This is a genomic window from Cryobacterium mannosilyticum (genome assembly GCF_004402705.1).
Classification (GTDB): Bacteria; Actinomycetota; Actinomycetes; order Actinomycetales; family Microbacteriaceae; genus Cryobacterium; species Cryobacterium mannosilyticum.
This window is the reverse complement of record NZ_SOFM01000047.1, coordinates 1-13,466: the sequence shown is the minus strand read 5'-3', so window position 1 is coordinate 13,466 and position 13,466 is coordinate 1. Positions and strand designations below refer to the sequence as shown.

The window sequence follows — 13,466 nt, the reverse complement described above, 5'->3', positions numbered from 1 at the left end:
GCTCGTTGTGCGGGCCTCACCGTCAATCGCGCAGGGGAATCACGTCGATCCGGGAACCGGGACCGGTCACGACGAGCACCCGCTTGCCGGTCACGCCACGGAGTGCGTCGGCCATCTGCTGGGCCGTCGGACCGGCCTCGGCGCCGACGGGCTCGGCGCTGACGGGCTCGGCGCCGACGGCCTCGGCGCCGACGCGTTCGGTGCCCGCGGACCGCCGCCAGACCGTGACCGCGGCCCCGGTGGCGTCGTCGACGGCCCGGACGAGCGGTTCAGGATCAGCACCGGTGACCAGGATCACCCGTGCGACGGTACGGTCCCGGCCGGGCGCCGCGGTGATCGCCGACCGGTCGCGCCGCCAGACGGCGAAATGGTAGCCGGCGGCGAGCCCGGTGGCCACCAGCAGTCCGAGCGGTGCGCGCACCCGGTCGACCAGGCTCTGGCCGGTCGCCTCGCTGAGCGCGAACTCGAAGATGCGGTAGCCGATGACCAGCAGGGTGACGATCGCCACCACGGCGCTGAGGCCGAAGATGAGGACCAGGTAGACGCGACGCCCGGTGGCGCCGACCTGGCCCGGGTCGACGGGTTTCGCCGGCTTCCAGGCCACCCACCAGACGGGGCCTCCCACGACGAGGGCGCTGATCCCGCCCAGCAGGAGGGAACGGGTGTCCGAGCCGGCGAGCGTCGCCGTTCCGGCGGCGAGGATCGAGTTCACGATCACGCCCAGGCCGGACGCCGCCGCGACGAGGCCGACACCGCTCGTCACCACGCCGGCGGCCAGCCGGGTCCGGTCCGACCTGGCCATCGCCAGGCCGCGGTGGTACTGCCAGACGAGGGCCCCGACCAGTGCCGCCGCCAGGGCCGTGCCGAGCGGGTCCAGGATCTGGGCGACGGGGGCCGAGCGGTCGAAGGCCAGCTTCAGCAGGGTGAACAGGGCGGTCCCGGCCCCACCCAGACTCAGGATGCTCGCACCGGCCACTCCGACGGATACCAGCGCCACGTCGGCAAGGCCGCCGCGCAGGGCGCTGGCGCGGCCTGCGAACCAATGCCAGCACCAGACGGCCACCCCGCCGGCGCACCAGATGATCGCCTGGAGAGTCAGGCGCCACCACGGTTCGCCGACGACGAAGCCCGGCGCGAAACCGTCGATGGCGGCGTCGGCGAGGGAACCCAGCGCCGTGACGAGCCCGCCCGCCCCGACGAGCAGACCGAACACCGCTCCGAGCAGGGGCGCCACAGTGACGAGCCGGCGGGGGCTCTTCCGGTCGTGCCGGGACATCCACCGGTGCCAGACCCAGACTCCGGCCCAGACGACGCCGGTCGCGAGTGTGCGAGGCTGCCAGTCGGCGCGGACCAGGGCGGCCGCGCAGGTCAGCAGCGCGGCGGATGCCGTGACCAGGGCGACCGTGGACATCGCGGCCAGATAGAGGCCCCAGGCGAGCGAGGACCGCTCGTCCGGCCCCATCCGTCGCCAGAGCAGCCACCAGAGCACCGCGGCGAACGGACCGGCGATGAGCGTGAACGCGAGCGACCGGGCCAGGCCGGTGATGTCGCTGGAGGCCAGCTCGTTGCCCGGGTCGAGCAATCGCCCGAGCAACCCGCCCACTCCGATGGCGGCGATGACGACCAGGGCGAACAGAAGCGTGAAGACGATGATCCGGCGCACGGTGGGCTGGGCCCTGGCCGGACCGTCGCCCGGCCCGGCTGCCCTGCGGGCCGCCAGCACGATGCCGGCTATTCCGCCGCCGATGACGAGGATCGCGACCAGCAGCACCAGGCTGACCATCATGAGGTCGCCTTCGGGTTCGGGCAGATCGTCAGTTGCCAGGGTGCGCCGTCGATGCGCCACCGGCCGTCCACCGTGACCAGGTCGAAGACATCCTCGTTCTCGTATTCGCTCGCGCCGAACGGGCCGTTGTCGGTGGTGGTGACGAGGGAGACCCTGACATCGGCCGAGTTCTTCCGCACGGTGGTCGACACCAGGGTGAGCCGGATGTTGTCCAACGGGCCCGGGTCGACCTTGTCGCAGTTGTCGAGTCTGCCCGCGGTGAGATAGCCGGCGGCGGTCTGCTCGTCGCCGGCGAGGACGGCCGCGGAGTAGAGCTGAACGACGCCCTCGGGCGTGTCGGGGTCCAGCGGCGCCGGTTCGCCCTGGGTGAACACGACGGCGAGTGCCACGATGACGAGGGCGGCGATGACGCCGAGGATGACAATCAGGGAACGATCGGGCTTTCCCGGTGTTGCGCTCATGTGCTCAGCATGGCCCAATCGCCCCTCCGGCACCATCGGCGGGCCGCGCCCGGCCGGTCCGGTGAGTGCGGCAGGCAGTGGGGGACCTAGGCTATTGACCGTGTCAACGCTCAGTGATCTCGTACTTGCCCAGGGCCGCAGTAGTGCCGAAGATGTGGACTGGCTCCACATGCTCGTCGCGGACGCCCAACTCCTCGCCGACCTGGCATTCGCCGACATCGTCGTGTGGGTGCCCAGCACCGCCGGCAGTTTCGTCGCGGTCGCGCACGCGCGCCCGTCGAGCGCCGCCACTCTGTTCTACCGCGACTTCGTGGGCCAGGGGATCAAGGGCGAATGGCGCCAGCAGGTCACCGAGGCCTTCGACACGGCGAAGATCGTCGACACGACGGCCCCCGACTGGTATGAGGAGACCCCCACCCGGGTGCGGGCCATCCCGGTGATGCGGCGGCTCAGCTCCACCGGCTCGAAGATCGCGGCCGCGCCGGTCGCCGTGCTCACCCGGCACACCAACCTGAGCGAGGCGCGCACGCCCAGCCGCCAGGAGCTCACCTTCAACGACTGCGCCAACGACCTGTTCGCCATGATCGCGTCGGGCGACTTCCCCGACCTGGGCGCCCCGACGGGGCCGCGACGAGGTGCCCCGCGCGCCTCGGACGGCTTGATCCGGCTCGACGTGGACGGCGTGACCACCTTCGCGAGCCCCAACGCGCTGTCCGCGTTCAACCGGATGGGCTTCATCGACGAGCTCGAGGGCGAATCGCTCGCCGAGGTGACCACGAGCCTGCTCACTGGGACGATGGTCGTCGACGAGTCACTGCCGCTGGTGGTGACCGGCCGGGCGCCGTGGCGCACCGACGTGCAGGCGCGGGGCGTGACGGTCTCGCTGCGGGCCATCCCCATCCGCAACCGCGGCGAACGGATCGGCGCGATCGTGCTCTGCCGGGACGTCACTGAGCTCCGGCACCAGGAACGCGAACTGATCACGAAGGATGCGACGATCCGGGAGATCCACCACCGGGTCAAGAACAACCTGCAGACCGTGGCGTCGCTGCTGCGGATCCAGGCCAGGCGCACGCACTCGGACACGGCCCGCGAAGCACTCAACCAGGCCATGCGCCGGGTCGCGGCCATCGCCGTCGTCCACGACACGTTGTCGGAGGGGCTCAACCAGCAGGTCGACTTCGACGTCGTCTTCGATCGGGTGCTGTTGCTGATCGCGGAGGTCGCGTCCGCGCACAACACCACGGCGCATCCGAAGTCATCCGGGAGCTTCGGGATCCTCCCCAGCGCCTTCGCCACCCCGCTCGCCCTCGCGCTCACGGAACTCGTCACGAACGCGGTCGAGCACGGCCTGGCCGGGCGAGAGGGCGAGGTGGCGATCGAGGCCGAGCGCAACGAAGAGACGCTCACCGTGCGGGTGCGGGACAACGGCTCCGGCCTGCCGGAGGGCAAGGTCGGGTCGGGCCTCGGCACTCAGATCGTGCGCACGCTGATCCAGGGTGAACTGAGCGGCAGCATCGACTGGCACACCATGATGGGCAGCGGCACCGAGGTCACGATCGAGATCCCCCTGCGTTATATGCGCGAGTCCTGAAACGACGCTGCGCGTCGTTTTCAGGACTCGCGAAAGGCGGCAGCCCACACGCGGGCACCTCGAAAACCCCGCGCCCCGCCACCGGGCGACTGCGCGTCGTTTCAGGACTCGCGCAAGCCGGCTGTCTCCTAAGAGGCGCGGCGGGCGCGCGCGGCGCGACGCTTGAGGGCGCGGCGCTCGTCTTCACTGAGCCCACCCCAGACACCCGAGTCCTGGCCGGTCTCAAGCGCGTACTGCAGGCAAACCTCGGTCACATTGCAACGGGCGCACACGGACTTCGCCTTCTCGATCTGGTCCACAGCGGGTCCAGTGTTGCCAACCGGAAAGAAGAGTTCCGGGTCGGCGGTGAGGCAGGCAGCTTTGTCGCGCCAGTCCATAGGGGTGCTCCTTTATTGCGGGGATGCCTGGCCGATTGGCCGAAGATGATGAGGCTGCCGGTTGCAGGAAGGAAACTGATCTACGGAATGAGACCTACTCACGTCCCTGTGAGCGTCAACCGGGCCTCAAATATGGTCGCATAATGGTGGAGTCAAATCAATAGTTTTGTATGGGATATCTCTGTGAATGAACGCCCTGACCGCCATTCCGACGGCAAAAACGCCTCCGGAGCGCCATTTCGGCCGCGGGCGCTGCTGATCCTCGCTGCCCTGCTCTGGGCGGAGGCCGCCCTCCTCTGGACCGCGGTCGTCTGGCTCGTGCTCGAGTTGATCACGGCGACCCCCACGTCCCTGGCGAGCGCGCTCGCGATCCTGGTGCTCGTGCTCATCGCTGCGGCCTGGGTCACCGCGATCGCGATCAACTCGCTGCGCCGGCGCACCTGGATCCGCGGCGCGGCAGTCACCTGGCAGCTCGTCCAGATCGCCGTCGCCGTGGGCTGTTTCCAGGGGCTCTACGCCCGGGTCGACCTCGGCTGGGCGCTGCTCCTGCCCTCGCTGGCCGTGCTGGCCCTGTTGTTCATGCCGCGGGTGATCGCCGCGACGACCTCCCTGACCGGCCCGGGCGACACCCCGGACGACCAGCGCGGATGACCGCTGCCGCCCGAGCGCGCCCTGGTCGGGCGGTGAGCGGCGCGGGATGCGCACGACCTGATTCCCTGCCGCGTGACCCCTGCGCGCGTCCCAGCCGCCCTCGAGGAGCCGCAGTACCGGCGCCGGGCGACACCGGTGCGGCGTCGCGGTGGGATCAGGCGTCGAGGCCGAGTTTCTTCCGCAGCGAGGCGACGTGCCCGGTGGCCTTGACGTTGTAGAGGGCGAGGGTGATCAGGCCGGCCTCGTCGATGACGAAGGTGGAGCGGAGCACCCCGGTCACGGTCTTGCCGTAGAGGTTCTTCTCGCCCCAGGCGCCGTAGGCGTTGTGAGCGGACAGGTCGGAGTCGCTGAGCAGCGGGAAGGTGAGGTGGTCGTTCTCCCGGAAGGACTTCAGCTTCGCCGGGGAATCCTTGGACACCCCGAGCACCCGGTAACCGGCCGCGGCGAGCGAGCCGAGGTTGTCCCTGAAATCGCAGGCCTCCTTCGTGCACCCCGGCGTCATCGCGGCCGGGTAGAAGTAGAGCACGACCTTCGAGCCCGCGAAATCGGCCAGGGAGACGGATGCCCCGTCCTGGTCGGTCAGGGTGAAGCTGGGGGCCGTGTCGCCGGCCGCGAGGCGTGTGGAGTCCGTCATGCCTTCCACGCTACCGGCTCGGACCGGGCCGGTACGAGTGGGCGGGAACCTGTCAGTGGGCGGGGACCGCGGCGAAGGTCGCCAGCAGGCGCTGCAGCGAATCCAGGCGGGCCTTCCCGGTGTCGCCGAGCCTGCCGGCAGCCACCGCCTCGTTGATGGCGCAATCCGGCGAGTTCGGCAGGTGGGTGCACCCGCGCGGGCACTTCTCGGCGATCGCGGCCAGGTCGGTGAACGCCTTGAGGATGTTGTCAGTGTTGATGTGGCCGAGGCCGAAGGAACGCACGCCCGGGGTGTCGATCACCCAGCCGCGCCCGGCATCCGTTTCGAGGCGCAGCGAGATGGTCGACGAGGAGGTGTGCCGGCCACGGCCGGTGACGGTGTTGACGACGCCGACGGCGCGGTGCGCGTCGGGCACCAGGGCGTTGACGAGGGTGGACTTGCCCACGCCGGAGTGGCCGACGAACACGGTGTCGTGCCCGACCAGGGCGGCGGAGATCTCGGCCAGCGGCATCGCGTCGTCGCGGCTCTCGAAGACGGGCAGGTCGAGGCCGGCGAAGTTGCTGAGGAACACGGCCGGGTCGGCCAGGTCGGTCTTCGTGATGCAGAGGATCGGGGAGACCCCCGCGTCGTAGGCGGCGACCAGGTAGCGGTCGACGAGACGGATGCGCGGCTCGGGGTTCGCCGCCGCCACCACGATCAGCATCTGGTCGGCGTTGGCGACGATGACGCGCTCGACGGCATCCGTGTCGTCCGCGCTGCGCCGGAGCAGGGTCACGCGCGGAACGATCCGCACGATGCGGGCAAGGCTTCCCTCCGCCCCGGTCGTGTCGCCGACGATGTCGACGCGGTCGCCGGTGACGACCGCGTGCTTGCGCAGCTCGCTCGCCCTGGCCGCGGTGACCCGGCGTTCGGTCGGGAGACCCTCGTCGAGCATGACCGTGTACCGGCCGCGGTCGACGGAGAGGATGCGGCCGGTCAGCGCGTTCTCGTGGTCGGGCCTGGTCTTGGTGCGGGGCTTGTTCCCCTTGCGGTTCGGGCGCACCCGCACGCTGGATTCGTCGAACTCAGGCTCGTCGTCGTCATCGGCGCTCGCCCACCAGGTCATTTCGGCACGACCGGAGCGGTCCCGGGGGCGATGAGGGAGTGCCACAGGTCGGTGAACTGGGGGAGGGTCTTCGCGGTGGTGCCGATGTTCTCGATCTCCACCCCGGGAACGACGAGGCCGATCAGGGCCCCGGCGGTCGCCATCCGGTGGTCGTCGTAGCTGCGCCAGTGACCGCCGTGCAGCGGGCGGGGCTCGATCCGGAGCCCGTCGGGCAGTTCGGTGACGGCGCCGCCGAGACCGTTGATCTCGGCGGCCAGGGCGGCGAGCCGGTCGGTCTCATGGTGGCGGATGTGCCCGATCCCGGTGATGGTGCTCGGCGAATCGGCCAGGGCGGCGAGGGCCACGAGCGCGGGGGCGAGTTCCCCGCCGGTGGACAGGTCGAGGTCGACGCCGGACATCCGGTCGCCGGCCGACACGGTGAGGCGGTCGCCGACCAGGCTGACCCGCGCGCCGAACCGGGGGAGCAGCTCGGCCAGGTCCGCGCCGACCTGGGTGGTCTTCGACGGCCAGCCGGTGATCGTGACAGTGCCCCCGGCGACGAGCGCCGCGGCCAGGAACGGTGCCGCGTTCGACAGATCCGGTTCGATCTCGACCTCGGCGCCGGAGATCCGGCCGGGTTCGACGACCCATTCCCCGATCGACGGGCTCTGCACGTCGACTCCGCGCCGGGCGAGGGTGGCGATGGTCATCTCGATGTGGGGGAGGCTCGGCAGGCGCTCGCCGGAGTGGCGGAGGTGGAGGCCGTGCTCGAACCGGGCGCCGGCCAGCAGGAGGCCGGACACGAACTGGCTGGAGGTGGACGCGTCGATGGTGACCTCCCCGCCGGCCAGGCGGCCCGTGCCGTGCACCGTGAACGGAAGGGCGCCGCGGCCGTCGTCGTTGATGTCGGCGCCGAGGGCGCGGAGCGAGCTGATCGTGGTCGCCATCGGCCGGCGGCGGGCGCCGGCGTCGCCGTCGAAGGTGGTCGGCCCGAGCGCGAGCGCGGCCACGGGGGGCAGGAACCGCATCACGGTGCCGGCCAGGCCGCAGTCGATCGTGGTGGAGCCGACGAGTTCGCCCGGGGTGACCGTGAGGTCAGGGCCGAACTCGCCGTCGCCGGGGACGGCTTCGATCGTGGTGCCGAGCTGGCGGAGGGCGGCGACCATCAGGTCGCTGTCCCTGGAGTGCAGCGGGGAGCGCAGCAGGGACGGCCCGGCGGCGAGCGCCGCGAGCACCAGCTCGCGGTTGGTGAGGGATTTCGACCCGGGCAGCGACACGACGGCGTCGAGCGGCCCCCCGGCCGTCGGCGCGGGCCACCACTCATTCGTCTCCTCGGGCGACGAGTCGCCGTAGGGATCGAACTCAGGCTTGGAATATCTCGAGATCAACATCGGTTATCAGAATAGTCGGTGACGAATGGATGAGGGAGGTACGGATGGCGCTGTCCATGGTGCTGGAGCGACCGAGCGTGTTCGAGGTCGACGAACTAGAATCGTCGGTGATGACAACTGATGCGACCGACCTGCGTGACCTGTTCGAAGAGCAGGCCCTGCCCTTTATCGACCAGCTCTACGCGGCGGCCATGCGGATGACCCGCAATCCCTCCGATGCCCAGGACCTGGTCCAGGAGACCTTCGTGAAGGCCTTCGCCGCCTTCAAGCAGTTCGAGCAGGGCACCAACCTCAAGGCCTGGCTGTACCGGATCCTCACCAATACCTTCATCAACACGTATCGCAAGAAGCAGCGCGAACCGTACCAGGGCACCATCGACGACCTCGAGGACTGGCAGCTCGGCGGGGCGGAATCGACCACCGCCATGGCGAGCCGGTCGGCCGAGGCGGAGGCCATCGACCACCTGCCCGACAGTGCGGTCAAGGACGCGTTGCAGTCCATCCCGGAGGACTTCCGGCTGGCCGTCTACTTCGCCGACGTTGAAGGCTTTTCCTACCAGGAGATCGCCGAAATCATGAAAACACCCATTGGCACTGTGATGAGCCGCCTGCACCGTGGCCGGCGACTCCTCCGCGACCTGTTGTCCGGCTACGCCCTCGAGCGTGGGCTCGGCACGATCGCGACAGGCCACACTCAAACCGGGAGCACATCAGCATGACCGACTGTGGATGCGAGAAGGCCAAGGCCGAACTCGAGGAATACTTGCACAATGAACTCCGTGGCGAGGACGCCTCCGACATTCAGGAGCACCTTGCCCACTGCGGTGACTGCAGCGACGAGCACCTCGTCGGACGCACCCTCACCGAGGCCGTGCAGCGCGCCTGCCGGGAGACCGCGCCGGAGGACCTGCGCGACCAGGTGCTGCTGAAGCTGCGCACGATCCAGTCAGCGCACTGACCCGGCGACCCGGGACACTGGGCGCGCGGCCGCAGTGGGCGCGCCGCGTCAGGTCGTGGCCGGCTGATCCGTCGCGTCCGGTTGGTCAACGGAGCCGAGAACGAACATCGCGCCGGTCCGGTCGGAGACCCGGGCGAACGTGCCGAATTCCGAGTGCCACGGTTCCTGGAGCACGGTGCCGCCGAGCTCACTGACCAGGGCGGCGGCGGCCGGCACATCGGCCACGCCGAGATAGAGCTGCCAGTGCGACGGCATCCCGGCGGGGAGATGCGCCGACGCGTCGAAGACCCCGGCGACCATCGCGCCCTCCGCGCCGATGGTGCTGTAGCGGAACTCGTCGGTGTCGCTGAGCACGACCGGCTTCCAGCCGAAGACGGTCTCGTAGAACGCGACGGCGGTGGGGTAGTCCAGGGTGTTCAGCTCGTGCCAGACCGGGCTGCCCACCTCGCCCGTCACGCCGAAACCGGCGAAGTCGAGGGGCTGCCAGAGGCCGACCGCCGCCCCGGTCGGGTCCGACACGACGGCCATCCGGCCCATCGAGCCGATCGTCACCGGCTCGGCGAGCACCTGGCCGCCGGCCACCCGTGCGGCCCGGGTGGTGGCGTCCACGTCCTCGACGGCGAGGTAGATCGACCAGGCGTCCTCGGCTGGGGAACCGGCCATCTGCACGGCCATGCCGGCGACGTCGGCGTCACCGCGCCGGAACGTGAGGTACTCGCTGCCCTCCATGGCGGACCGGACCGCCGTCCAGCCGAAGAGCCGGCCGTAGAACTCCCGGGCCCCATCGGGGTCGGAGGTCATCAGGTCTGCCCAGCATGGTTCGCCGAATCGGGTTGCATCGCGTGCGGACATGGTGGCGGGCTCCTGTCGACGGGGGATGCGCCCAGCCTAGGACGGTCGCCCGGCAGCGGCAACGGGGCAGTCGACGAGCTCGGTTGTCTGTGCTCAGACTCGGTTGTCTGAGCTCAGACGGTGAGCGCCCTGCTGATCAGGTCGGCCTGCTCGGCGGCATGGCGCTTGGCCGATCCGGCGGCGGGCGACGCCGACGCCGCCCGTGAGAACAGTGTCACCGGGCGCGGGCCCAGCTTGTTCGTCTCGAGGTAGAAGAACGGCCAGGCACCCTGGTTCTCCGGCTCGTCCTGCACCCAGGCGAGTTCGGCATCCGGGTACTGGTCCGCAACCTGTTTGAGCTCGACCTTGGGCAGCGGGTAGTACTGCTCCATCCGGACCAGGGCGATCTCGGGGTTCGGGTTCTTCTCGAGTTCGCTGAGCAGGTCGTAGTAGAGCTTGCCGGCCAGGAACAGCACCCGCTTGACCCGGGACCGGTCGGTGATCCGGGCATCGTCGATGACCGGTTCGAACCGGCCGGAGGTGAAGTCGGCGACGCTGCTGGTCGCGCCGCGCAGGCGCAGCATCGACTTGGGAGTGAAGACGACCAGCGGGCGCCGCGGCCGCATGTACGCCTGGCGGCGGAGCAGGTGGAAGTACGAGGCCGGCGTCGACGGGCGGGCGACGGTCATGTTGTCTTCGGCGCAGAGCTGCAGGTAGCGTTCGATCCGGGCGGAGGAGTGGTCAGGACCCTGGCCCTCGTAGCCGTGCGGCAGCAGCAGCACGACGGATGACCGCTGGCCCCACTTCTGCTCCGCGGAGGACACGAACTCGTCGATCACGGTCTGCGCGCCGTTGGCGAAGTCGCCGAACTGGGCTTCCCAGAGCACGAGGGCATCGGCGCGTTCCACCGAGTAGCCGTACTCGAAGCCCATGGCCGCGTATTCGCTGAGCAGCGAGTCGTAGATCCAGAACCGGGCCTGGTCCTCGCTCAGGTTCGCCAGCGGCAGCCATTCCTGGCCGTTGATGCGGTCGTGCAGCACCGCGTGGCGCTGCACGAACGTGCCGCGTCGGGCGTCCTGGCCGGCGAAGCGCACCGGGGTTCGCTCGAGCAGCAGGGAGCCGAGGGCGAGCAGTTCGCCGAAGCTCCAGTCGATGTTGCCGTTGCGGCTCATGTCGAGACGCTTCTGCATCAGCTGCTGCAACTTGTTGTGCACCGTGAAGCCGGCGGGCTTGTTCATGAACGCGTCGCCGATGAGGTGCACGACGGCCTCGGGGACGCCGGTCGTGGCCGGTTCGCCGACCGCGTCATCCTGGGCCTGGTTCTCGCCGAGCCCGCGCGAGCCGGCGCCGACGATCGGGATCGACGAGGACTGTGCCGCGTGCGTCTCCATGAACGCGCGCTCCAGCCGGTCCTGGAAGTCGCCGTGCGCGGCCTCGTATTCCGCCTGGGTGATGTCGCCACGGCCGACGAGGGCCTCCGTGTACAGCTTCCGGACCGAGCGCTTCGCCTCGATCAGGTTGTACATCAGCGGCTGCGTCATCGACGGGTCGTCGCCCTCGTTGTGGCCGCGCCGGCGGTAGCAGACGAGGTCGATGACGACGTCGCGCTTGAATTCCTGGCGGTAGGCGAAGGCGAGCTCGGCGACCCTGACCACGGCCTCCGGGTCGTCCCCGTTGACGTGGAAGATCGGCGCCTGGATGGTCTTTGCGACGTCCGTCGAGTAGACCGAGGTGCGGCCGTCTCCCGGCAGGGTGGTGAAGCCGACCTGGTTGTTGACGACGAGGTGGATGGTGCCGCCGGTGCGGAACCCGCGCAGCTGGGACATCTGCAGGGTTTCGAGCACGATGCCCTGGCCGGCCATCGCGGCGTCGCCGTGGACGAGCACGGGCAGGGTGGAGAAGGTGCCGATCGGCTTGCGGTCCTGCTTGGCCCGCACGATGCCCTCGAGGACGCCGTCGACGGCCTCCAGGTGGGACGGGTTCGCGGCCAGGTAGACCGGCATCTCGGTGCCGTCGGTGGCGCGGAAGGTTCCCTCGGTGCCCAGGTGGTACTTGACGTCGCCGGAGCCCTGCACGGTGCGCGGATCCTGGGTTCCCTCGAACTCGCGGAAGATCTGGCCGTAGGTCTTGCCGGCGATGTTGGTGAGCACATTCAGGCGGCCACGGTGGGCCATGCCGATCGCGACCTCGTCGAGGCCGGCATCCGCCGCGCCCTGCAGGATCGCGTCGAGCAGCGCGATGGTGCATTCGCCGCCCTCGAGGCTGAACCGCTTCTGGCCGACGTACTTGGTCTGCAGGAAGGTCTCGAACGCCTCTGCCTCGTTGAGCTTGCCGAGGATGCGCATCTGCTCGTCGTGGGTGGGCTTGACGTAGGTCTTCTCGATCTTCTCCTGCACCCACTTGCGTTGCGCCGGGTCCTGGATGTGCATGTATTCGATGCCCGTGGTGCGGCAGTACGAGTCGCGGAGCACGCCGAGGATGTCGCGGAGCAGCATCAGGCGTTTGCTGCCGAAGCCGCCGGTGACGAATTCGCGGTCGAGGTCCCAGAAGGTCAGCCCGTGGTTGGAGATGTCCAGGTCGGGGTGGGTGCGCTGGGTGTACTCGAGCGGGTCGATGTCGGCCATCAGGTGGCCGCGCACGCGATAGGCGTTGATCAGCTCCTGGACGCGCGCGGTCTTGTCGACGGCGCTGGCCAGGTCGACGCTGATGTCGGGCGCCCAGTGGATCGGGTCGTAGGGGATGCGGAGGGCGGAGAAGATGTCCTCGTAGAAGTTGTGCCCGCCGATCAGCAGTTCGTGCACGATCTTCAGGAACTCGCCCGAGCCTGCGCCCTGGATGACCCGGTGGTCGTAGGTGCTGGTGAGGGTGATGGTCTTCGAGATGGCCAGGCCGGTCAGGGTCTTGACGCTCGCGCCTTGGAATTCGGCCGGGTAGTCGAGCGCGCCGGCGCCGATGATGCAGCCCTGGCCCTTCATCAGCCGCGGCACGGAGTGCACGGTGCCGATTCCGCCCGGGTTGGTGAGGGACACGGTGGCGCCGGAGAAGTCGTCGGCGGTGAGCTTGCCGGTGCGGGCGCGGGTGACGAGGTCTTCGTACGCGGAGAGGTACTCGCCGAACGTCATCGTGTCGGCTCGCTTGATCGCGGGGACCATCAGCGACCGGGTGCCGTCGGGCTTGGGCAGGTCGATCGCGATGCCGAGTCCGACGTGGGCGGGGGCGATCACCGACGGCTTGCCGTCGACCTCGTTGTAGTAGACGTTCTGGCTCGGGAACATCCCCAGCGCCTTGATCAGCGCCCAGCCGATCAGGTGCGTGAACGACACCTTGCCGCCGCGGGACCGGCGCATGTGGTTGTTCATCACGATGCGGTTGTCGATCAGGAGCTTGGCGGGGATGGTGCGCACGCTGGTGGCGGTCGGCACGGTCAGGCTCATCGCCATGTTCGCGGCCAGGCTCTTCGACATGCCGCGCAGGGGGGTGACGACGTCCTGCACCTCGGCGGCCTGCTCCGCCGTCGCGAGCGGCTGCGGGCTCGTGATGGGGGCGTCGGCCGGCACGGGGACCGGCTTGGGCGCGACGCCGGTGGTGCGGGCGCTGCGCTGGCCGCCGATGATCGGGATCGGGGCCGTGATCGGGGCCGGCTCGGCTGCGGCGGCCGGCGGGGCTGCGGCGGCGGGGGCTGCGGCGGGCGGGGCTTCG

Annotated in this window: 12 protein-coding genes; 4 read left to right on the top strand and 8 right to left on the bottom strand. The window is 69.8% G+C overall.

All coding sequences use genetic code 11. From position 1 onward, the window contains the following. Positions 1–22 precede the first annotated feature (22 nt). Together E3O32_RS15405 and E3O32_RS15400 are read right to left on the bottom strand one after the other, a co-directional pair. A complete protein-coding gene (locus tag E3O32_RS15405; protein WP_241975023.1) occupies positions 23–1,786 on the bottom strand; it encodes a DUF5671 domain-containing protein in 1,764 nt (587 codons plus the stop codon). Then, a complete protein-coding gene (locus E3O32_RS15400; RefSeq protein WP_134510718.1) occupies positions 1,783–2,247 on the bottom strand; it encodes an LpqB family beta-propeller domain-containing protein in 465 nt (154 codons plus the stop codon). Before E3O32_RS15400 ends, E3O32_RS15405 begins: the two co-directional genes overlap by 4 nt. A 100-nt stretch (positions 2,248–2,347) precedes the next feature. On the opposite strand from E3O32_RS15400, the gene E3O32_RS15395 reads away from it, so the two are divergent. After that, positions 2,348–3,841, top strand: a complete 1,494-nt coding sequence (locus E3O32_RS15395) for a sensor histidine kinase (RefSeq protein WP_134510717.1) — start codon at positions 2,348–2,350, stop codon at positions 3,839–3,841. Between the two features lie 128 nt (positions 3,842–3,969). On the opposite strand, the gene E3O32_RS15390 is transcribed toward E3O32_RS15395, so the two are convergent. Beyond that, positions 3,970–4,218, bottom strand: a complete 249-nt coding sequence (locus E3O32_RS15390; RefSeq protein ID WP_035837005.1) for a WhiB family transcriptional regulator — start codon at positions 4,216–4,218, stop codon at positions 3,970–3,972. 183 nt (positions 4,219–4,401) lie between these two features. Between E3O32_RS15390 and E3O32_RS15385 the strand changes: the two genes are divergently transcribed. Further along, on the top strand, positions 4,402–4,869 hold the full coding sequence (locus E3O32_RS15385) for a hypothetical protein (RefSeq protein WP_241975022.1): 468 nt from the start codon (positions 4,402–4,404) through the stop codon (positions 4,867–4,869). Between the two features lie 154 nt (positions 4,870–5,023). Here the strand turns inward: E3O32_RS15385 and bcp are convergent, their stop codons facing one another. Genes bcp through aroA form a run of 3 tightly spaced genes read right to left on the bottom strand, consistent with a single transcriptional unit; the run spans position 5,024 to position 7,978 of the window. After that, the gene (bcp, locus tag E3O32_RS15380) at positions 5,024–5,503 is read right to left on the bottom strand and encodes a thioredoxin-dependent thiol peroxidase (RefSeq protein WP_134510716.1); all 480 of its coding nucleotides are present in this window, start codon (positions 5,501–5,503) and stop codon (positions 5,024–5,026) included. Between the two features lie 52 nt (positions 5,504–5,555). Next, positions 5,556–6,608, bottom strand: coding sequence for a ribosome small subunit-dependent GTPase A (gene rsgA / locus E3O32_RS15375; protein ID WP_134510715.1), 1,053 nt, complete (start codon positions 6,606–6,608; stop codon positions 5,556–5,558). Continuing rightward, entirely contained in the window at positions 6,605–7,978 is a 1,374-nt protein-coding gene (gene aroA, locus E3O32_RS15370) for a 3-phosphoshikimate 1-carboxyvinyltransferase (RefSeq protein WP_134510714.1), read from the bottom strand. Before aroA ends, rsgA begins: the two co-directional genes overlap by 4 nt. Positions 7,979–8,088: 110 nt before the next feature. Here aroA and E3O32_RS15365 point away from each other — a divergent pair, with 110 nt between their 5' ends. Together E3O32_RS15365 and E3O32_RS15360 are read left to right on the top strand one after the other, a co-directional pair. Then, entirely contained in the window at positions 8,089–8,697 is a 609-nt protein-coding gene (locus E3O32_RS15365; RefSeq protein WP_231383354.1) for a sigma-70 family RNA polymerase sigma factor, read from the top strand. Next, positions 8,694–8,936 (top strand): zf-HC2 domain-containing protein, encoded by a 243-nt coding sequence (locus E3O32_RS15360; RefSeq protein ID WP_134510712.1) that lies wholly within the window; start codon positions 8,694–8,696, stop codon positions 8,934–8,936. The genes E3O32_RS15365 and E3O32_RS15360 overlap by 4 nt, the downstream gene beginning before the upstream one ends. A 48-nt stretch (positions 8,937–8,984) precedes the next feature. On the opposite strand, the gene E3O32_RS15355 is transcribed toward E3O32_RS15360, so the two are convergent. Continuing rightward, positions 8,985–9,737, bottom strand: coding sequence for a VOC family protein (locus tag E3O32_RS15355; RefSeq protein WP_241975021.1), 753 nt, complete (start codon positions 9,735–9,737; stop codon positions 8,985–8,987). A 164-nt stretch (positions 9,738–9,901) separates the two neighbouring features. Next, positions 9,902–13,466, bottom strand: a 3,565-nt coding sequence (locus E3O32_RS15350) for a multifunctional oxoglutarate decarboxylase/oxoglutarate dehydrogenase thiamine pyrophosphate-binding subunit/dihydrolipoyllysine-residue succinyltransferase subunit (protein ID WP_134510710.1), incomplete at its 5' end; no start/stop codon positions are given.